Here is a 19,839-nt window from a genome sequence, read left to right as displayed (position 1 = left end):
TTGGCCGGCCTGGTCAGCGCACGCCGGCCGGTTCGGCCGGTTGCGGCTCGTGGGCGGTCGGCCAGGTGAGCCGGCGTACGCCGGGCACGAGCACGGTGCCGCCGCAGGCGACGAGGACCAGCAGGCCGGCGACCACCAGGGGTACGGGCGTGCCGAACGAGTCGGCGGCCAGCGGCGCCAGCGCGTAGCCCAGTGGCATGGCGGCCAGCGACACCAGCCAGTCGTACGAGGTGACGCGGGCCAGGACCTCCGGCGGGAAGTGGTGCTGCACGACGGTCTCCCAGACCGGGTTGAGATAGCCGAGGGCGGTCAGCGCCACGGCGTACGTGACGATCACGGCCGGGGCGGGCGCGGCCACGGCGAGCAGGAACAGCGGCACGGCGTAGGTGGCCAGCCCGATGTTGGCCAGCAGCACCGGTCGGCGTAGCCGGACCCGCCCGGCCAGCAGCGAGCCGACGAGCATGCCGATCGCGCCGGCCTGCAACAGCAGCACCCAGGTCACCTCGCCGCCGAGACGGTCGATGGCGACAGCCGGCCCGAGGGTCATCAGCACGGCGGCCGCGCCGTTCCACATGCCGTGCCCCAGCAGGCTGGTCCAGAACCAGTCGCGGGCGCGTACCTCGCCGAAGCCGTGGCGCAGGTCGGCCAGGACCGATCGGCGTGGCACCGGCACGTGCTCGACCCGGACCAGCGCGAGCAGGGCGGCGCTGAGCGCGAACGAGCCGCCGTCGATCACGAACGCCCAACCGGGCCCGGCGGCCCAGATCAACGCCCCGGCCAGGGCCGGGCCGAGCAGTCGGCTGGCGTTGGCGGTGACTCCCATCAGCGCGTTGGCCCGTTGCCGGTCGGCCGCCACGACGGTGCCGGCCACCAGGGGCGATGCGGTCGGGATGGCGAACGCCGACGCGGTGCCGCCGAGCGCGGACGCCACCACGACGGTGGTCAGCGACGGGTCGCCGCCGAGCAGTTCCGCGCCGACCGCGAGTTGGGTCCCGCAGCGCACCAGGTCGGCCAGCAGGGCGACCCGGCGGGCGGCGAACCGGTCGGCGACGACACCGCCGAGCGGCAGCAGGAGCAGCCGGGGCACCATCGCGGCAGCCAGGACGACTGCCAACGCCCCGCTGGAGCCGGTGGCCCGCAGCACGGCCAGGGCCAGAGCGGCGGGCACCACCGCGTCCCCGACCGCCGAGACGGTACGGCCGAGGAACAGCAGCCGGAAGGATCGGGTGCGCAGAGGGTGAGCCATGCCGAGGAACATACTTCGACATCGAATCTTCCGGCAATGAATATTTCGGTGTTGAGCTAAGCTGGCGCCGTGACCGCCGCCGAAGATGCCGTCGACCAGCACATCAAGCGCTGGCTCCCCGTGGTGCCCGACTTCGACCGGGACATCGAGGGCGCGGTGGTGCGGATGATCCGCGTGATCCGACACCTGCGCGCGGTCAAGGAACGGGTCCTCGCCGACTTCGACCTGCCCCCACACGAGTACGAGACCCTGCACGCCCTCGCCGGCCGGCAAGGGCGTGCGGCCCCCTCCGACCTGGCCGCGGATCTGTCGGTGGCCCCGGCCTCGATCACCGCACGCGTCGACACCCTGCTGAAGAGGGGCTTCGTCCGCCGCATCCCGTCCACCGTGGACCGTCGTCGGGTGGACGTGGAACTCACCGACGCGGGCATGGACGCGTGGCGCGCGGCCATGGAGAGCCAGGGGGCCGAGGAGCACCGGCTGCTCGGCGCGCTGACCCCGGCGGAGCGACGGGTGCTCTCCGACCTGCTACGCCGGGTGCTCCTCGTCGCCGAGCAACCCGCCGACGCGTCCCAGACGAGCAATTCCTGACCACCGCTGGGTAGCCGGCAGCCAGCGGGGCGTACCTCGAAATCTCCTGGCGGTGCGCGTACGCCGATGGGAGGGTGACCGGCATGACTGCGCACGCTCTGGCCGGGGCCCTGGCCGACGACGGACGGCGACGAATCTTCGCGGCGGTCGCGCTGGGATCGACAAGCGTGGCGGAGGTCGCCCAGCGCAGCGGCCTGGCCGCGCGGGTCGTGCTCACCGGCCTCCGCCGTCTCGCCGACGCGGGCCTCGTCACCGGCTCTGACGGCACGCTCGCGGTCGACGAGGCGTCGCTGCGGGCGGCGGCACGCGACAGTCGCCCGACCGACGACGCCGAGTCGACCGAGGACCCGGTGCTGCGCGCGTTCCTGCGCGGGTACGTCCTGGTGGGCATGCCGGCGCAGCGCGGGAGGCGGCGAACGCTGCTGGCCCACATCGCGCAGCGGTCGTTCGCGGCGGACACGCGCTATCCGGAGCGGGCCGTCGACGACGCGCTCAAGCCGTGGTGCGCCGGTGGCGCGTCGGACCACGCCACGCTGCGCCGCTACCTGGTGGACGAGCGGTTGCTGACCCGTGAGCAGGGCATCTACCGGCGGACCGCAGGCACTGAGGACAACGCGTGACCACGGCCGTCCGGCAGTGGGTGACCGGTGCCGTCCGGCCCGACCATCCGGACGCGACACTCCTGCTGCGCGAGTACATGACCGAGATGGTGGTGCGCTACCACTGCCGCCCCGATCTGCCCGGCGAGGTCGACGCCGCGCTCGCCGAGATGCCCAGCGACGACCTGACGTACCCCGGGGGTCTGCTCCTGATCGCGCGCCGCGGCGCGGACCTGGCGGGCTGCGCCGGGCTGCGGTGGCACGCCGACTGGGCCGAGCTGACCCGGGTCTTCGTCCGCTCCGCGCACCGGGGCGCCGGTGGTGGCGCCGCGCTGCTGGCCGCCGTCGAGCGGCGGGCGCGGGCGGCCGGGGTGGACCGTATCCGCCTGGACACCCGCTCCGACCTGGTCGAGGCGCGTGCGCTGTACGCCCGGCACGGCTATGTCGAGATCCCGGCGTACTCGCAGGGTCCGTACGCCGAGCACTGGTTCGAGAAGAGGTTGACGCCCGGCTCGGAAGGCGCTAAAAAGAAGAGGAAGTTGAGTCAGTCGGGCTCAACTCATCACCTTCGGCCAGGAGATCCGAGGAGGCACAGCGATGTTGATGCGTACCGACCCGTTCCGCGAGGTGGACCGGCTCGCCGAGCAGTTCTTCGGTACGGCGGCCCGTCCCGCGATGATGCACCTGGACGCCTACCGCGACGGGGACAACTTCTACGCGGCGTTCGACCTGCCCGGCGTCGACCCCGACACCATCGACTGCACGGTCGAGCGCAACGTGCTCACCGTGCGGGCCGAGCGGCGTCGGCCCACCGGCGACGGTGTCGAACTGGTCGCCGCCGAACGCCCGATGGGCACCTTCACCCGGCGACTGTTCCTGGGCGACACCCTCGACAGCGAGCGGCTGGAGGCCGGCTACGAAAACGGGGTGCTGACGCTGCGCATCCCCGTCGCCGAGCGGGCCAAGCCCCGCCGGGTCACCATCACCGCCAACGGCGACGCACACCGACAGATAAACGCCTGACCCCCCACCCCCCGCCCCCACCCCCCGCCCCGCCCCCGGCGATCATGAAGTTATTGCCAAGACACGCCGAACCAGCCGGCAATAACTTCATGATCGATGCGACGGATGGCGTGGTGGGGGGAGGGGGCCGGCGATCTTGCGCTTTGGGTTGTCGTGATGAGGCTGTATGTACTTAATGTCGCCGCAGAAAGTGCAAGATCAACGCCTGAGCCACCGCCTCGACGGCCGGCGCCCACACCGGGGTGCCGGCCGTCGGCGCGCCTGCGTGGCAATCCCATCCGCTGCTGAGAACCTTTTTCACATGGTGTTCTCCGACGCGCCCGTGCTCGCCCGCCCCACCGCCCGCCCGGCCCTGCCGAGCGCGCCGATGGACGTCACCGAGGCGTGGCTGCGCAACCGCCGGTTGTCCGAGCACACCCGCGACGCCTACCGGCGCGACGTCACCGCCTTCCTCGGCTGGTGCACCGGCCACGACCTGGACCCGCTGCGGGCCACGTTCCTGCACGTCAACGAGTACGCCCGCACGCTGGAGTCCACACTCGTCGCCCGCAGCGGCCGGCCGTTGACCCCGGCGACCGTCGCACGCCGGCTCTCGGCCCTGTCGAGCTGGTACGACTTCCTCGTCAAGCTCGGCGGCGTGCCGGCCAACCCGGTCTCCGGCGCGGACCGACCCCGCGTCGACCGGGACCACTCCGCCACCATCGGGCTGACCCCCGAGGAGGTGGACGCCCTGCTCACCGCGGCCGACGCCGAGACCGGCCCGACGGCGGCCCGCAACCGCGCGGCGATCGCGCTGCTGGCAGACCTGGGCCTGCGGGTCGGTGAGCTGGTCTCGTTGGACCTGACCGACCTTGGCACCGAACGCGGGCACCGCAGCGTGCGCTTCGTCGGCAAGGGCGGCAAGCAGCGCCGTCGCGCCCTCACCCCGGGCACCGCTTACGCCGTTGACGCGTACCTGGCCCAACGGGCGGCCGCCACCGGCGTGCCGGTGACGCAGCTGACCGGGCCACTGCTGGTCACCGCCAGCGGCGCACGACTCGACCGGCACTCGGTGTTCCGGATGGTCCGTCGCCTCGCCCGAGCCGCCGGCATCCCCGCCTGGGCGCGACTGTCCCCGCACTCGCTGCGGCACGCCTTCGCCACCACCGCCCGGTCCGAGGGCGTACCCCTCGAAGACGTGCAGGACGCCATGGGGCACGCCGACCCGCGGACCACCCGCCGATACGACCGGGACCGCCACAACCTCGACCGCGATCCGGCGTACGCGGTGTGGGCCGCCCGGTCGCGCCGGCGCGCCTGACCGTCGTACCCCCGCCCTACGGTCACCGGATGAGACACGGCCTGGAGATCCCCTGCGGTGGCGACGATCTCGCCGTCGCCACCCTCGTCGAGCTGGGCGAGTTGGCCGAGCGCGCCGGATGGGACGGGGTGTTCCTGGAGGACTACGTCATCCACTACTCCGGCGACGACCCGTCCACCTACGACCCGTGGCTGGTGCTCGCGGCCATCGCCGGGCGCACCGAGCGGGTGCGCCTCGGCACCACGGTCACCGCGCTGCCCCGACGCCGTCCGGCGAAGCTGGCCCGTGAGGTGCTCACCCTCGACCACCTGAGCGCCGGCCGGGCCACGGTGGCGGTCGGCGTCGGCGACCCCGGCGACCGGGGGTTGGCCGCGTTCGGCGAGCCGACCGAGGTGGCCGTGCGCGCCGCGATGCTCGACGAGGGCCTGGACCTGCTGACCGGCCTGCTCAGCGGAGAACGGGTCGAGCACCAGGGCGTCCACTACCGCGCCGAGAAGGTGGCGCTGCGTCCACCGCCCGTGCAGTCGCCCCGGGTGCCAGTCTGGGTCGGTGGCAGCACCCAGGCCGGGGCGGTGCGACGGCGTGCGGCCCGCGCCGACGGCATCGTGCCCTACAAGCTGACCGACACCGACGGCTGGGCCGACTTCACCCCCGACGAGGTCCACGAGCTGGTCGAAGCGCTGCCCGCCACCCGGGCCGACGGCCAGCCGTTCGACGTGGCGATCGGCGGCCGACGCCGCCGCCCGGACGAACGCGCCGAGCGGGCCTACCGCCGTGAGCTGGCCGCCGCCGGGGCGACCTGGTGGCTGGAGTACGTCCCGCTCGGCGACCCGGCGGCGATGCGCGACGCCGTGGCCCGAGGCCCGCTGCGCTGAGCACCGCTGGTCAGCCCTGCGGCGGCGTGCGGCGTCAGGCCGCGTCAGCCCTGCGGTCGGCGGCAGAGGCAGAACGGCTGCCCGATCGGGTCGAGAAGCACCACCCAGGTCTCCCCGGGCTGGAACTCCGGCTTGGACGCGCCCGCGGCGACGAACTCCTTCTCGGCGACGGCCAGGTCGTCGACGTAGAGGTCGAGGTGGTAACGCTTCTGCCCGGCCGAATCCGGCCAGGCTGGCGGCTGGTAGCCCTCGACCAGGCCGAACCCGATGGACACGCCACCGTTGCGGATCATCGCGTACTCGGGTTGGCTGTGGGCGACCTCCCAGCCCAACACCCGATGGTAGAAGGCGGCCTGCCCGGCCGGGTCGGAGCTGTCCAGGTTGACCATCGCGAGGTCAGCGGTTGTCGTCATGCCCGGCAGTCTGCCCGGCACCCCCGACAATCCACGTCGAGGTGTCAGCAGAGCAGGTCCAGGTGGTGGTGGGCGTCCTCGGCGATGTCCTCGTGTCGCAGCCACCGCCGCGCCCACAGCCGCGCCGCCAACTCCGCCTGCTCGTCACCCCACGCGGCGTGCTCCACGAGCAGTGCGGCGGTCAGCGCGTACGCCAGGCGCAGCGCCAGCCCTCGAGCCCCGGCGAGCACGGCTGCCGTGCCCGGCTCGGCGGTCACCGCCGTGATCGTCTCGCCCAGTTGCCGGGCTGCGGTGGCCAGGGTGTCGGCCAACGCGGGCGACAGCGGCCGGGCCAGGTCGACAGCGGCGGTCAGCCGGCTCAGCAGCGGCGTCCCGGCGTCCTCCCGGGTCAACGCGCGCAGCACGTCCAGGGACAGCACGTTGGTGGTGCCCTCCCAGATCGGCAGCACCTGCGCGTCGCGCAGCAACCGGGGCACACCGGTGTCCTCCACGTAGCCGGCGCCGCCGAAGCTCTCCACGTACTCGCTCGCGGAGCTGACGGCGAGCCGGCCGGTGGCGAGCTTGGCCAGCGGCGCCACGATGCGCAGTTCCGCGGAGGCCTCCGGGTCGGCGCCGACCTCGACCCGCCCGAGCAGCGCGAACGCGTGCCCCGCGAGGGCGAACGCGCCCGCCGCGTCGACCGCGAGGGTGCCCAGCGTGGCGCGGTGCAGCGGCGAGGAGGCCAGTGGGCCGCCCGCGACGTGCCGCGCGTCGGCGAACGCGCGGGCGTAGGCGAGGCCGCGTCGCATCCCGCCGGCCGCGGCGGCGGCGTTGTGCACCCGGGTCACCACGACCAGCGTCATCGCCCGGACCAGGCCGGGCACCGCCGGGTCACCCAGCGGCACCGCGTACGCGTCGCGCAACCCGATCTCGGCGGTCGGCAGCGCCCGGGTGCCGAGCTTGTCCTTGAGCCGGTGCACGACGACGCCTGGGGCGGGCGCGTCCGGCGTCGCGCCGGTGGCCAGCGGCGAGTCCGCCGCGTAGCGGGGAACGAGGAACGGCGCGAGCACCCGGCTGCCCCGCCCGGCGCCCTCGGGGCGGGCCAGAGCCACCGCCATCGCCGCGTCGGCGGCCGAGCAGAACCACTTCTCGCCGGTGAGCCGCCACGAACCGTCCGCCGCGGGTCGGCCGATCGTGCTGGACCGGCCCAGGTCGGAGCCGCCCTGCGACTCGGTCATCCACTGCCCGCTGGTGATGGCCGTGTCCGGGTCCGTGGAGACCAGCCGGGGCAGCCACGCGTCACGGACACCAGCGTCCACGTCGGGCAGGCTGAGCAGCGCCGCAGCCCCGTCGGCCATCGCCACCGGGCAGGAGAACGTCGCCGACTCCGGTCCGTACAGGTGCAGCAGCGCGTGCTGTACGACCCGCGCGGCCGCGCCCCAGGTGCCCCGCGCGTCGGGCAGGTAGGGCAGCGCCACCACGGCGTGTCGGGCGGCGGCGGCCCGCTGCGCCTGCCAGCCGGAGGACACCTCGATCCGGTCGACGCGAGCGCCCCACGGGTCGTAGCGCACCAGCGTCGGCGGGTGCGCCTCGGCGTCGGCGTGCGCCGCGCGCAGCGGCCCGGCCACCTCGGCGGCCAGGTCGGCCAGGCGCCCTTTCGCGGCGGCGTGTCCCTCCGCGCCGAGGTGACGCTCCAGCCAGGACCGCAGCAGGGCGTCACCGGCGTACGGGTCGGCGGGGGGTGGTACCGGCTGCACGAAGCGGCTCATCGATCGGCTCCCTGGCGCTACGGGGGTGTGCGCCGACGGTAGACGATGCGTCGCCGCGCCGAAAGAAGGCCCAGTTTCCGGCTTGCCGCGCCTCACCGCGACGGCGTTCTCTACGGTCGGTAGTCGTGGGTGCCGGCCAGTCGTGGAACCGACCGGCCCGGCGGGGCCGCCCGATGCGCGCCGGGCTGGCCTTCGCCGGGTTCGGCATGGCGCTGTGCTGCGTCGGGGTGGCCGGGCTGGGAGCGTGGAACCTGCAGACCGTACGGCAGGCGGCCGGCCCGATCCGGGAGACCGCCGACGGGTTCCTCAACGAGGTGGCCCTCGGTGACAGTGATCAGGCGTACGAGCGGCTGTGCGCCGACGCGCGGACCCGGTGGAGCGCGATCGGTTTCACCAGTTGGGTGCGTACCCCGCCGATGGTGACCGACTACGAGATCACCGACGTGTCGGTGTCCACCAAGGGTGGGCGTCCGCGCGGCACGGTGACCGTGAAGGTGACCCGCGACGGCGGCGTCAGCGAGGAACGCCGCCTGCCGGTGGTCCGCGAGGGCGGGGACTGGCGGGTGTGCGGTGACCCCTTCTGAGCCAGCCGCCGTCCCGGTGCGTCCGCAGCTGTTGCGACCGCGTCAGGGCGTGCAGCCGACCACGTCGACCGAACTCTTCTTCGACCTGGTCTTCATCTTCACCATCACCCAGTTGTCCCACTACCTGATCGCCCACCCGCACTGGCGAGGCGCCGCCCGTACGGCGCTGCTGCTGGCGCTGGTCTGGTTCGTCTGGGTCTACACCACCTGGCTGACCAACTGGTTGCAACCGGACCAGGGGCCGGTGCGCGCCGTACTGCTCGGGGTGGCGCTGGGCAGCCTGGCGTTGTCGGCGGCGATCCCGGAGGCGTTCGCCGGGACCGGCCTGTTCTTCGCCGTGGTCTACGTGGGTGTGCAGGTGGGCCGGACCCTGTTCGCGCTCTGGGCAGTGCGGGGCAGTCCGTGGCTGGTCGCCGGGTTCCAACAGTCGCTGCCGTGGATCACCGGTACGTCGGTGCTCGTCGTGCTCGGCGGCCTGGCCGGCGGGGTCGCCCGGGAGGCGTTGTGGGCGGCGGTGGTCGTGCTCGAGGTGGTCGGCCTGCTGATTGGTTATCCGCTGCCGGGGCGGGGCCGCAGCCGCCCCGAGCGGTGGATGGTCGAGGGTGGGCACCTGGCCGAACGGTGCGCGGCGTTCGTCCTGATCGCGTTGGGTGAGTCGATCCTGGTCACCGGGAGCACCCTCACCTCGCACGTGGACCTGGAGACGTCGGGGGCGTTCCTGCTGGCGTTCGCCGGTTCGGTGGCCCTGTGGTGGGTGTACTTCGCCCGGTCGGCCGGGGCCGCGACGGAGGTGATCGCGGGGGCGGGCGAGCGCACCGGCGCGCTGAGCCGGGTCGCGTTCAACTACCTGCACCCGGTGATCGTCGCCGGGGTCATCGTCGCCTCCGCCGGCGACGAGGTGTTGCTGCGGGAGCCCGGCACGCCCGCCACCACGGTCGCCGCGCTGTTCACCCTGGGCGGTCCGGCGTTGTTCCTCGCCGGGCACGCCGCCTACAAGACGGTGCTGTGGCGGGCGTTGCCGACCAGCCGGATCGCCGCGGTGGTGGTGCTGCTGACGCTGATACCGGTCTGCGTGGGGCTGGGCGCCACGGTGGTGACGTGCGCGGCGCTGGCGACGGCGGTGACCGTCGCGGTGATCATCGCGGATCGGCTCCGGGTCCGGCGGGCGCCTCAGTCTCGGGGGCCCAGGTCACCGCTGCGGTAGTGCCGCCGGCAGAGCACCTGGTAGCGCACGTCGGCGGTCTCGACGGTGTCGCCGATGACGACCTGCGCGCCCTCGCGGACCACCCGACCGTCGACGACCCGCGCGTTGAGCAGCCCCTCCCGGCCGCACCAGCACAGCACCTCGACCTGGATGCGGGCCACCTCGTCGGCCAGCTCGAACAGTCGTTGCGCGGCAGGGAACAGGCAGGACCGGAAGTCGGTGGCGAGGCCGAACGCGAACACGTCCACGTCGTAGCTGTCCACCAGCTCGGCCATCTGCTCGACGTGCTCCACCGTGTAGAAGCACGCCTCGTCGCAGATCAGGTAGTCGACGCGTACCCCGTCGGCCCAGCGGCCGCGCACGAGCGCCCGCAGGTCCAGGTCGTCGGTGACCTCGATGGCCTCGTGGGCCAGGCCGATGCGCGTGGTGACCTGCGGGCCCAGCGACCGGTCGATGCGGGTGGTGACCAGCCCCCGGCGGCCCTGGCGGGCGTGGTTGTAGTTCATCTGCAACGCCATCGTGGACTTGCCGCAGTCCATCGGCCCCCAGAAGAACTTGAGCGCCGCGGCGTGCACCGGTCGCCCGTCGAGCCCACGCGCGGCCGCGCAGCCGGCGGGAGCGTGCGGCTGGCCAGGGAACGGGTGGGCCAGACAGGTCGGGGTGGCAGCGGCGTCGTCGGTCACGGTCGGGCAGCCTAGCCGATCGACCGGCCCGGATCTGTCAGGTGCGTCGCACGTGCTCAGAGCACCCGTGGTGGCGTGTTGCCGGCCGCGATGATGGCCCGGCGCATCGGCACCGCCAACAGCAGCAGGAAACCGACCACGAAGAAGCCCACCAGGGAGACCAGGCCCACGCGGTAGGAGGCGGTGAGTTGGAACACGATGCCGAACGCGAGCGGGCCGAGCCAGCTCGTGCCCCTGTCGCTGATCTCGTAGAAGCCGTAGTACTCGCCCTCCTTGCCGGCGGGGATGAGCTGGCTGAACAGGGACCGGCTCAGCGCCTGGCTGCCACCCAGGACCAGGCCGATGCAGGCGCCGAGCGCCATGAACGGCAGCGGCGCCTCGGCGGGCAGCCAGAACACGCCGAGGATCACACCGGTCCAGAGCACCAGGCTGATCAGCACCGTCTTGCGCGCCCCGATGCGCCGGGCCAGCGCGCCGAGCAGCAACGCGCCTCCGAAGGCGAGGAACTGCACCAGCAGGATCGTGACGATCAGGGTGCTCTGCTCCAGCCGCAACTCCTCGGTGCCGTACTGGCTGGCCATTGTGATGACGGTCTGGATGCCGTCGTTGAAGACGAGGAACGCGAGCAGGAAGAACAGCGTCAGCGGGTACGCCCTGATCCCGCGCACGGTGCGGCCGAGCTGCCGGAACCCGTCGGTGAGCACGTTGCCCCGCGCGGCCACGGCCTCCGCGCTGGGACGGTCGCGCAGCCAGCGCAGCGGCACCAGGGTGAACACCGCCCACCACACACCGGCGGACACGATCGACCAGCGGGCCAGGTCCAGGGTGCGCTGCGGGTTGCCGTCCTCGCTGAGCAGGGAGACCGTGGCCAGGTTCACCGCCAGCAGCAGGCCACCGCCGAGGTAGCCCAGCGCCCAGCCACGACTGGAGATGCCGTCCCGTTCGTCCGGGCCGCCGAGCTGCGGCAGGAACGAGTTGTAGACCACGATCGCGGCGCCGAAGGAGATGTTGGCGACCAGGAACAACGCGCCGCCGAGCAGGTACCGGTCGCCGGTGACGAGGGCCATCGCGATGGTCGCACCCGCGCCGGTGAACGCGGCCCCGCCGAGCAGGCGCTTCTTGTGCGCGGACCGGTCGGCGATCGCCCCGATGACCGGCAACGCGAACACGGTCAGGAACACCGACAGCGAGATCAGGTACGGGTAGTAGGACCCGGCCGCGACCCGGATGCCCAGCGGGTGCACGTACCCGTCGCAGCTGTCCGCGCCCAGCTCGCAGCCGGCGGCCGTCTCCGCGACGGTGGTCAGGAACGGGCCGAGGAACACGGTGATCACCGTGGACTGGAAGGCGGAGTTCGCCCAGTCGTAGATGTACCAGCCGCGGCGCTCGCGGCGGGTGCTCGCCGGAGGCGGAGGGGTGTCGTCCACCGTGGGGGTCACGGTCTCAGCCATCGGGGGTTCCTTCGGTGCTGGTCAGGCGGCCCAGTGGCCGCGGCTGCGGTAGACGTCGCGCAGCACGCCGACGTGATCGGTCATGATGCCATCCACACCACGATCCAGTAAGTCGTGCATCTGGCCCGGTTCGTCGATCGTCCAGACGTGCACCTGAAGGCCGAGCCGGTGGCAGTAGTCGACGAACCGGCGGTCGACCACCGGCACCCGCCCGTAACGCGGGGGGACCTGCGCGGCGACCACCGACGGGGGCAGCCGCAACGGCCGGCCGTGCAGCGAGGCCAGCCTCAGACGGGCGACGGCGCGCATGCCGAGGCTGGTGGCGACACGTCCCCCGGTGAGGGCCCGTAGTCGGGCCAGTCGGGCGTCGCTGAACGAGGCGAGCAGCACCCGGTCGGCCGCGCCGACCCGGGTCAGGGTGGCGACCGTCGGCGCGACGCCGCCGTCGGCCTTCACGTCGATGTTGAAGCGGACCTGCGGCCAGGCGTCCAGGACCTCGTCGAGCCGGGGTACGACGGCAGCGCCGCCGACGCGTACCGACGCGAGGTCGGCCCAGCTCAGGTCGGCGATGCGCCCCGCCTCACCGGTGACCCGCGCGAGCGTCGGGTCGTGGAAGATCACCGGGACGCCGTCGGCGGTGGCGTGCACGTCGGTCTCCACGTAGCGGTAACCGAGCCCGATGGCCCGGGCGAACGCCGCGGTGGTGTTCTCGTCGCCCTCGGCGGCGCCGCCGCGGTGGGCGAACGCCAGCGGCGCGGGCGCGTCGAGGTAGGCGGATCGGTTGAGCACGCGACGCAGTATGCCCGCGGCCGGTGGAGTGTAGGTGGCCTGCCGGCGACATTCGTCCGCCCGCGGACCCTGGCGCCCCCGTCACCCCCGTGGGACGGGAGCGCCAGGTGCTCAGGAACGGGCGGTGTCGGCGCGCACCACGTAACCGCCGGCGAGGATTGGGTACCGGGGTCGTGCGGGTACCTCGGGTGGGAGTTCCGTCTCGGGGTCGATGCAACCGGTGGGGGGCGGCTCGGTCCCGTTCTGTGCCTGGGCGTCGACGATCACGTCGGGTTGCCGACCACCGTCGATGATCTTCACGTAGTAGCCGTGGTTACGGACCGGCCCGACGCCCTCGGGCACGATCGCCGTGAACACCGCGACGTTCCCGGTGACCCGCAGGCACGTCACGTCGGCCCTGCCCTGCGCGGCCACGGTGCCGTCCGGCAGCTCGTGCCGGTAGCGGAACTGCCCGTGCGTCGACCCGTCGGCCGCCGCGACCGCCACGACGCCGAACCAGATCCGGTGCCCCACCGTGTTGGGCTCGTCGTACACGAACTGTCCCGCCCCGACGACCATCGCAGTGGTCCCGCCCGGAGGTGACGTGCTGGCGGCCTGCGCCCAGGCCGGCGACGACCCGGCCGCGACCAGCGCGGCTGCCGCTGTTGCTGTTGCTGCCAGACACGATACGAACCTGACCATCGAACACTCCCTTGCGCGCGGTGGGCTGACGAGTCCAGCCTCGCCGCCGACCGCCCCCTCCTGATCCCCACGCCGAGCCAACCGCCTCCCCTGCCCGGGGGAGCCCTGCCGTGCCTCCCGGGCCGCCGATCCCCGCCTGCGTCGATCTTGCGGTTTGTGTCGCCGTTATGGGCGTGTTGATGCCTTATGCCGCCACAGAAAGTGCAAGATCGCGGGGCCGGGCGGAGGGTCGTCGTGCTCGGGGCCAGAGCTGCGTCGATCTTGCGGTTTGTGTTGTCTTTATGGGCGACTCGGGGCGTTATGTCTCGACACAAAGTGCAAGATCGCGGGGGGCAGGGGGGCAGGGGGGCAGGGGGGCGGGGGTGGGGGTTAGGGGGTGCGGCGGTGGGTGCGGCTCGTGTCGGTGGGGCGGCCCGGGTCGACGTGGCGGGGGCGGTCGGGTTCGTCGGGGCGTAGGGGGGCGAGGGTGTCGGTGAGGGCGTCGACGACCCGGTTGGTGGCCCGGCGGGCCGCTCCGGGGGTGCTGGCGTTCGACTCGCCTAGGTCGACGGGCTCGCCGAAGTGCACCCGGATCACCGGTCGGCGCCACAGCGCGCGGGCGATGCCGCGCAGCATTCCCTTCGGCGCCCGGTAGGGCAGCACCTCGTGCGCGCCCCACTGGGCGACCGGGACGACGGGAGCGCCGCAGGCCAGCGCGAGCCGGGCGACACCGGTCTTGCCGCGTTCGGGCCACATGCCGGGGTCCAGGCCGATGCGCCCCTCGGGGTAGATGAGGATCACCGAGCCCGCCGCGACGGCGTCGGCCGCCTCGTCGAGGGCCTGGTGTACGCCGCTGGTGCCCCGGTCGACGCGGATGTGCCCGACGTGTCGCATGGCGGCCCCGAGCACGGGAGCGCGGAACAGCCCGGCGGTCGCCATGATCCGCGGGGCGACGCCACGGGTCCGGCAGGCGGCGATCATGACGACGGGGTCGAACGGGCTGATGTGGTTGGCGGCCAGCACGAGCGGGCCTCGGCGCAGGTGCGCGGGGACGTCGCCGCTGACCTCGAGGCGGGCGAGCAGGCCGACCAGGGCGCGGGCCACGGCGAGGGCGGCGCGCCAGAGCAGTGGTGGCTGCCAGGGGGAGTGCGCGGTGTTCATCAGCGCGCCATCGTCGCACGGCGCAACGGTCCGGCGGGGGCGGGTCGGCCGGATGCCCGGGGGTGATCAGGGTCATTGGTCCCGGGCCGGTTCGGGCCGCCCGACCCTGCCCAATCCTCTACGACGAGCAGTAGTATTTACTACGTCTCGTAGTACGCATAGTTGGGGGTAACAGGTGGACGCGTTGGACGTCGCCCGGTGGCAGTTCGGTGTCACGACCGTCTACCACTTTCTCTTCGTACCGCTGACCATCGGCCTGTCCGTGCTGGTGGCGATCCTGCAGACGATGTGGCACCGCACCGGCAACGAGCGCTACCTCAAGCTCACCAAGTTCTACGGCAAGCTGTTCCTGATCAACTTCGCCATGGGCGTGGTCACCGGCATCGTGCAGGAGTTCCAGTTCGGCATGAACTGGAGCGACTACTCACGCTTCGTCGGCGACATCTTCGGCGCGCCCCTGGCCATCGAGGCGCTCGTCGCGTTCTTCCTCGAATCCACCTTCATCGGCCTGTGGATCTTCGGCTGGGACCGGCTGCCCAAGCGCGCACACCTGGCCAGCATCTGGGCCGCCGCGATCGGCACCAACCTGTCCGCGTACTTCATCCTCGCGGCGAACTCCTTCATGCAGAACCCCGTCGGCTACCGGATCAACCCGGACAGCGGACGCGCCGAACTGACCGACTTCCCGGCCGTGCTGACCAACAAGGTCGCCCTGATCACCTTCCCGCACACCCTGGCCGGCTCGTTCCTGGTCGCCGGCTCGCTGATCGTCGCGGTCGGTCTGTGGCACGTCATCCGCAACCGCGACTCGGCCGACACCGGCGCGTACCGCTTCGCCACGAAGTTCGGCTCCTGGGTCGTCCTGGTCGCCTCCGCCGCCGTGCTGTTCACCGGCGACATCCAGGGCAAGATCATGACGGACGTGCAGCCGATGAAGATGGCCGCCGCCGAGGGGCTCTACACCACCGAGAGCCCCGCCTCGTTCTCCGTACTCACCATCGGCAGCCTGGACGGCAGCCGCGAGGTGTTCGCCCTCAAGATCCCGTACCTGCTGTCGTACCTGGGCACCGGCGACCCGCACGGAACCGTGCACGGCATCAACGACCTGCAGGCCCAGTACGCCACCCAGTACGGCGCGGGCAGCTACACCCCGATCATCCCGGTCACCTACTGGAGCTTCCGCTTCATGATCGCCTTCGGGATGGCCGCTGGCGCGATCGCGCTGCTGGTGCTCTGGACCCAGCGCAGGGGCCGCACCCCGAGCAGCAGGTGGCTGCTGCGCGCCGGGCTCGCCATGCCGGTGCTGCCGCTGCTGGCGAACTCGTTCGGCTGGATCTTCACCGAGATGGGCCGCCAGCCGTGGATCGTCTTCGGCGAGATGCTCACCCGCAACGGGGTGTCCCGCAGCGTCTCGCTGACCGAGGTGCTCACCTCGTTCACCGCGTTCACGCTGATCTACGCCACCCTCGCCGTGATCGAGGTCAAGCTGCTGCTGCGCTACGCCAGGGCCGGCGTACCCGACGTCAGCGAACAACCCCCCGCCGACGACACCGACGACGCCGAGCGTCCGCTCGCCTTCGCCTACTGACCCCCGGAGCCCATCGTGGACCTGACCACCATCTGGTTTCTCCTCGTCGCCGTGCTGTTCACCGGGTACTTCATCCTGGAGGGCTTCGACTTCGGCGTCGGCATGCTGCTGCCCGTGCTCGGTCGCGACGACCGGGAACGCCGCGTCCTGATCAACACGATCGGCCCGGTCTGGGACGGCAACGAGGTCTGGCTGATCACCGCTGGCGGCGCGATGTTCGCCGCGTTTCCCGAGTGGTACGCCACCCTGTTCTCCGGCTTCTACCTGCCGCTGCTGCTGATCCTGCTGGCCCTGATCGCCCGCGGGGTGGCCTTCGAGTACCGGCACAAGCGCCCCGAGGAGTCCTGGAAGCGCCGCTGGGACGCCGCCATCGTGGTCGGCTCGCTGCTGCCGGCGATCCTGTGGGGCGTCGCCTTCGCCAACATCCTGCGCGGTGTGCCGCTGGACGCCGACCACGAGTACGTCGGCGGCCTCGTCGACCTGCTCAACCCGTACGCCCTGCTCGGTGGCGCGACCACCCTCGCGCTGTTCCTCACCCACGGCGCGGTGTTCCTGGCCCTGAAGACCACCGGCGACATCCGCGAGCGCGCCGGCGCCCTCGCGGTGCGCCTGGGCGTCGGGGCCGCCGTACTCACGGTGGGCTTCCTGACCTGGACGTTGAGCATCCGCTCCAGCGCGGCCGCCGTCGTGCTCGCCGTCGGCGCGGCCCTCGCGCTGCTCGGCGCGCTGGCCGCCGCCCGGGTACGACGAGAGGGCTGGGCGTTCGCCGGTACGGCCGCGGCGATCGGACTGGCCGTGGCGACCCTGTTCGCGGCGCTGTTCCCGAACGTGCTGCCGTCCACCCTCGACGCGGCGGGCACGCTGACGGCCACCAACGCCGCCTCCACCCCGTACACCCTGAAGATCATGACGTGGGTGGCGGTGATCTTCACTCCGGTGGTGCTGGCGTACCAGGGCTGGACGTACTGGGTGTTCCGCAAGCGCATCGGCGTGGCCAACATCCCGCAACACTGACCCCCCCCCCGCCGACTTTTGTCACCCACCACAACTCCATGATCGGCGGGGTTCGCCCGGCGGTATATCGACTGTTGGCCTTTGGCCGCCCCGCTACGGTGTGCCGATGCACGTTCGTGAACTCACCACCGACGACCTCGACGCGGCCTGGGAGTTGGGCCGGCTCGCCTTCGGCTCCGACGCACAGCGATCTCCGCACACCACCGTGGAGGTGCCCGGGCTGACCCGCTACGGCGCGTTCGACGACGGCGGCCGGCTGGTCGGCAAGGCCGTCGACCTGCACCACGACCAGTGGTGGTCCGGGCGGGCCGTCGCGGCGGCCGACGTCGCCGGTGTGGCGGTCGCCCCCGAGGCGCGGGGCCGGGGCGTGGCCCGGGCCCTGCTCACCGCCCTGTTGGCCGGTGCCCGCGAGCGGGGAGCGGCGATCAGCGCTCTCTATCCGACCGTCGCCGCCCCCTACCGGGCCTGCGGCTGGGAGACCGGCGGTGTGCTGCGTACCGTCGACCTCGCGACTGCCGCGCTGCCCCGGCACCGGCCCGCGTCGCACCTGAGCGTCCGCGCCGGCACGCTCGCCGACCTGAGCGCTGTCGCCGACCTGTACGAGCGGGTCGCCCGGCACCGCAACGGCATGCTCACGCGTCGGGGTGAGCTGTTCGACTTCTTCGCCGCCGACGCGAAGCTCCCCGGCGACGGGCTCACCCTCGTCGAGGCCGACGGCGACCTGGTCGGCTACGCCACCTGGCAGCGTGGTCGGGGTTACGGGGCCGACTCGGTCCTCACCGTCGACGAGGCCCTGGCCACCACCGCCGAGGCGGCCCGGGAACTCGTCGGGGTGCTCGGCAGTTGGGCCAGCGTCGCCCCGACGGTGCGGCTGTGCCCGCTCGACGGTGATGCCGTCAGCACCGTCCTGCCGCTGGAGGCGGCCCGCGACCACGAGCGGGACCTGTGGATGCACCGGCCGGTGGACGTCGCCCGGGCGGTAAGCGCACGCGGATGGCCCGTGCACACCCGGGGCGTCGTCGACTTCCGTCTCACCGATCCGCTCGCCGACTGGAACACCGGCACCTGGCGGTTGGCCGTGGCCGACGGGACCGCCGAGCTGACCCGCGTCGACGGCGAGGCCGACCTGCGGCTGGACATCCGCGGCTTCGCTCTGCTCTATGCCGGGGCCGCGCGGGCCCACGCGGTCGCGCAGGCCGGGCTGCTGCACCACGCTCCGGCCGTCGACCCGGCCGTGCTCGACCTGCTGGCCGCTGGAGGACCGGCGCAGCTGCTCGACTACTTCTGACCGGCCCTTCCCGGGTGCCGGTCAGATTCGCGCCCCGCTTGTGGGAACTTGCCGGCGGCAGCGGACAGATACAGGTGTGACAGCCGAGATGCGGGCCCGGATCCGGGCCGGGGACTCCGAGGCGTTGGGTGAGCTCTTCGACGAGCACGCCGACGCGGTTCATCGACATGCGCTCTGGAGCGGAGGCGACCCGGCGCACGCCGAGGATGTGGTGTCGCTGACGTTCCTCGAGGCGTGGCGGGTCCGCGAGTCCCTGCGCCCGGCCGGCGACAGCCTGCGCCCGTGGCTGCTCGGCATCGCGACCAATGTGCTGCGCAATCGCCGCCGGGCGGCGCGCCGGCACCGGGAGGCGTTACGGCGGCTGCCGGTACGCGACACCGTGCCGGACTTCGCCGACGAGGTGGTCGACCGGATGCACGACGCGATCAGGTGGCCGCGGCCATGGCTGCCCTTCGGGCGTTGCGCCGCGCGGAACGGGAGGTGTTCCTGCTGTGCGTGTGGTCGCAGCTGGACTACGCGGCCGCGGCCGAGGCGCTGGGCGTACCCGTCGGGACCGTGCGCTCCCGGTTGTCGCGGGCCCGGGCCCGGCTGCGGACGCTGGCGCAGCAGGAGTTGACCGGCACCCGGATGGTCCCCGTCGAGCAGGGAGAGTACCGATGAGAGAGCCCCTCGCCCCGTCCGTGCCGGCTCTGCCGTCGGCGCGCCGACAGGTACTGCGGCGCCATCTGCTGACCGAGGCGCGGCGGCCGGCGCGGCGGCCCCGACGGGTGCTGGTGCTCGTGCCGGTCGCGGGTGTGCTGGCCGTCGCGGGGGTGATCGCGCAGCCGTGGGCGCCGGATGCTGCGCCACTGGTCGTCCCCGTCGAGCAGGGAGAACGTGCCGGGGCGACGCTGCTGCTGAACCGGATGGCCGTGGCCGCCGCCGACAAGCCCCTGCCGCCGCCCAGCGAGGGCGGCTACGTCTACATCAGGAGCGAGGGCGCCTTCGCCGAGTTCGGTGACGGTCCGGCGCGCCTGCAACCGGTGCACGAGCGGGAGATCTGGATCCCCCGGGACGAGCGGGGTGACGGCCTGCTGCGGCAGCCGTTCTTCGACGCGCCGATCATCGGTGTGATCCCGCGACGCGAGACCCTCCCGGACGTGACGCCGAACGCGGTGCTCGTCGACCTGCCCGACGACCCGGACGCCCTGCTGGCGAAGCTGTATCGGGAGCGGGCGCAGCGGGGCCGGGGCAACAGCCGCGACGGCGCGGCGTTCACCGCGATCGGCGACATCCTGCGCGAGTCGTTGGTGTCACCGCGCACGAGCGCCGCGCTCTACCGGGCCGCGGCGAAGATCCCCGGGGTCGAGGTGGTGCACGGGGTCACCGACGCGGCCGGGCGGCGGGGGATAGCCGTCGCGCACACCGAGCGGAACCGCCGCGACGAGTGGATCTTCGATGAGCGGACGTTCGACTACCTGGGTGAGCGCAGTTACCTCGTGGCGGACACCGCCGACGGGCCGGCCGGGACGGTGCTGGGCACGACAGCGGTGCTGCAGCGGGCCGTGGTGGCGCAGCTCGGGCAGCGCCCGTAACGGCAGGCGGCCGGCACCCGAAGAGGCGGAGCCGGCCGCCCGGTGACG

The 19,839-nt window shown here is 72.8% G+C and carries 20 protein-coding genes and 2 pseudogenes; 14 read left to right on the top strand and 8 right to left on the bottom strand.

Translation table 11 applies throughout. The features are described from left to right. Positions 1–13: 13 nt before the first annotated feature. Positions 14–1,246 (bottom strand): MFS transporter, encoded by a 1,233-nt coding sequence (locus ABZU91_RS24625; RefSeq protein WP_355244783.1) that lies wholly within the window; start codon positions 1,244–1,246, stop codon positions 14–16. A 69-nt stretch (positions 1,247–1,315) separates the two neighbouring features. Here ABZU91_RS24625 and ABZU91_RS24620 point away from each other — a divergent pair, with 69 nt between their 5' ends. The 6 genes and pseudogenes from ABZU91_RS24620 to ABZU91_RS24595 all read left to right on the top strand — a co-directional run bounded on the left by ABZU91_RS24620 (position 1,316) and on the right by ABZU91_RS24595 (position 5,634). Continuing rightward, positions 1,316–1,837 (top strand): MarR family transcriptional regulator, encoded by a 522-nt coding sequence (locus ABZU91_RS24620; RefSeq protein WP_355244780.1) that lies wholly within the window; start codon positions 1,316–1,318, stop codon positions 1,835–1,837. Between the two features lie 83 nt (positions 1,838–1,920). After that, a complete protein-coding gene (locus tag ABZU91_RS24615) occupies positions 1,921–2,457 on the top strand; it encodes a DUF2087 domain-containing protein (protein WP_355244777.1) in 537 nt (178 codons plus the stop codon). A 77-nt stretch (positions 2,458–2,534) separates the two neighbouring features. After that, positions 2,535–2,828 (top strand): annotated as a pseudogene (locus ABZU91_RS24610) (GNAT family N-acetyltransferase); the annotation flags it as partial. Positions 2,829–3,033: 205 nt separating this feature from the next. Then, positions 3,034–3,459 carry an Hsp20/alpha crystallin family protein gene (locus ABZU91_RS24605; RefSeq protein WP_355244774.1) on the top strand — a complete coding sequence of 142 codons (426 nt, stop codon included), beginning with the start codon at positions 3,034–3,036 and terminating at the stop codon, positions 3,457–3,459. A gap of 301 nt (positions 3,460–3,760) precedes the next feature. Beyond that, entirely contained in the window at positions 3,761–4,759 is a 999-nt protein-coding gene (locus ABZU91_RS24600; RefSeq protein ID WP_355244772.1) for a tyrosine-type recombinase/integrase, read from the top strand. 29 nt (positions 4,760–4,788) lie between these two features. Next, a complete protein-coding gene (locus tag ABZU91_RS24595) occupies positions 4,789–5,634 on the top strand; it encodes an LLM class flavin-dependent oxidoreductase (RefSeq protein WP_355244769.1) in 846 nt (281 codons plus the stop codon). A 44-nt stretch (positions 5,635–5,678) separates the two neighbouring features. Here ABZU91_RS24595 and ABZU91_RS24590 read toward each other — a convergent pair whose 3' ends face one another. Both ABZU91_RS24590 and ABZU91_RS24585 read right to left on the bottom strand, forming a co-directional pair. Next, positions 5,679–6,047, bottom strand: a complete 369-nt coding sequence (locus ABZU91_RS24590) for a VOC family protein (RefSeq protein WP_355244766.1) — start codon at positions 6,045–6,047, stop codon at positions 5,679–5,681. A 44-nt stretch (positions 6,048–6,091) separates the two neighbouring features. Beyond that, the gene (locus ABZU91_RS24585) at positions 6,092–7,795 is read right to left on the bottom strand and encodes an acyl-CoA dehydrogenase family protein (protein ID WP_355244763.1); all 1,704 of its coding nucleotides are present in this window, start codon (positions 7,793–7,795) and stop codon (positions 6,092–6,094) included. Positions 7,796–7,968: 173 nt separating this feature from the next. Here ABZU91_RS24585 and ABZU91_RS24580 point away from each other — a divergent pair, with 173 nt between their 5' ends. Together ABZU91_RS24580 and ABZU91_RS24575 are read left to right on the top strand one after the other, a co-directional pair. Next, positions 7,969–8,379: a hypothetical protein gene (locus tag ABZU91_RS24580; protein ID WP_355244904.1), complete on the top strand. Its 411-nt coding sequence runs from the start codon at positions 7,969–7,971 to the stop codon at positions 8,377–8,379. Between the two features lie 49 nt (positions 8,380–8,428). Beyond that, positions 8,429–9,583, top strand: a complete 1,155-nt coding sequence (locus ABZU91_RS24575) for a low temperature requirement protein A (protein WP_355244761.1) — start codon at positions 8,429–8,431, stop codon at positions 9,581–9,583. Here ABZU91_RS24575 and ABZU91_RS24570 read toward each other — a convergent pair. The 5 genes from ABZU91_RS24570 to ABZU91_RS24550 all read right to left on the bottom strand — a co-directional run bounded on the left by ABZU91_RS24570 (position 9,550) and on the right by ABZU91_RS24550 (position 14,327). Then, positions 9,550–10,158 (bottom strand): thymidine kinase, encoded by a 609-nt coding sequence (locus tag ABZU91_RS24570; RefSeq protein ID WP_355244901.1) that lies wholly within the window; start codon positions 10,156–10,158, stop codon positions 9,550–9,552. The two genes, ABZU91_RS24575 and ABZU91_RS24570, sit on opposite strands and share 34 nt — an antisense overlap. 164 nt (positions 10,159–10,322) lie before the next feature. Continuing rightward, positions 10,323–11,717 (bottom strand): MFS transporter, encoded by a 1,395-nt coding sequence (locus tag ABZU91_RS24565; RefSeq protein WP_355244759.1) that lies wholly within the window; start codon positions 11,715–11,717, stop codon positions 10,323–10,325. Between the two features lie 21 nt (positions 11,718–11,738). Next, positions 11,739–12,506 (bottom strand): glycerophosphodiester phosphodiesterase, encoded by a 768-nt coding sequence (locus ABZU91_RS24560; protein ID WP_355244757.1) that lies wholly within the window; start codon positions 12,504–12,506, stop codon positions 11,739–11,741. Between the two features lie 111 nt (positions 12,507–12,617). Further along, the gene (locus tag ABZU91_RS24555; RefSeq protein ID WP_355244755.1) at positions 12,618–13,187 is read right to left on the bottom strand and encodes a hypothetical protein; all 570 of its coding nucleotides are present in this window, start codon (positions 13,185–13,187) and stop codon (positions 12,618–12,620) included. A 369-nt stretch (positions 13,188–13,556) separates the two neighbouring features. Then, positions 13,557–14,327, bottom strand: a complete 771-nt coding sequence (locus tag ABZU91_RS24550; protein ID WP_355244752.1) for a lysophospholipid acyltransferase family protein — start codon at positions 14,325–14,327, stop codon at positions 13,557–13,559. A gap of 175 nt (positions 14,328–14,502) precedes the next feature. Between ABZU91_RS24550 and ABZU91_RS24545 the strand changes: the two genes are divergently transcribed. From ABZU91_RS24545 to ABZU91_RS24520, 6 genes and pseudogenes are all read left to right on the top strand, one after another. Continuing rightward, positions 14,503–15,915: a cytochrome ubiquinol oxidase subunit I gene (locus ABZU91_RS24545; RefSeq protein WP_355244749.1), complete on the top strand. Its 1,413-nt coding sequence runs from the start codon at positions 14,503–14,505 to the stop codon at positions 15,913–15,915. 15 nt (positions 15,916–15,930) lie between these two features. Next, positions 15,931–16,929 carry a cytochrome d ubiquinol oxidase subunit II gene (gene cydB, locus ABZU91_RS24540; RefSeq protein ID WP_355244746.1) on the top strand — a complete coding sequence of 333 codons (999 nt, stop codon included), beginning with the start codon at positions 15,931–15,933 and terminating at the stop codon, positions 16,927–16,929. A 106-nt stretch (positions 16,930–17,035) separates the two neighbouring features. Further along, positions 17,036–18,217: a GNAT family N-acetyltransferase gene (locus tag ABZU91_RS24535; protein WP_355244743.1), complete on the top strand. Its 1,182-nt coding sequence runs from the start codon at positions 17,036–17,038 to the stop codon at positions 18,215–18,217. 88 nt (positions 18,218–18,305) lie between these two features. Next, a pseudogene (locus ABZU91_RS24530) lies at positions 18,306–18,497 on the top strand (sigma factor); the annotation flags it as partial. A gap of 161 nt (positions 18,498–18,658) precedes the next feature. Further along, positions 18,659–18,877, top strand: coding sequence for a sigma factor-like helix-turn-helix DNA-binding protein (locus tag ABZU91_RS24525; protein ID WP_355244740.1), 219 nt, complete (start codon positions 18,659–18,661; stop codon positions 18,875–18,877). After that, complete coding sequence (locus tag ABZU91_RS24520; RefSeq protein WP_355244737.1) at positions 18,874–19,791, top strand: CU044_5270 family protein; 918 nt, start codon at positions 18,874–18,876, stop codon at positions 19,789–19,791. Before ABZU91_RS24525 ends, ABZU91_RS24520 begins: the two co-directional genes overlap by 4 nt. Positions 19,792–19,839: the final 48 nt, after the last annotated feature.

Origin of the sequence: Micromonospora sp. NPDC005174 (assembly GCF_040608495.1) — a bacterium.
Classification (GTDB): Bacteria; Actinomycetota; Actinomycetes; order Mycobacteriales; family Micromonosporaceae; genus Micromonospora.
Note: the sequence above shows the minus strand (reverse complement) of the source record. Positions and strands in the feature narration are given on the sequence as shown.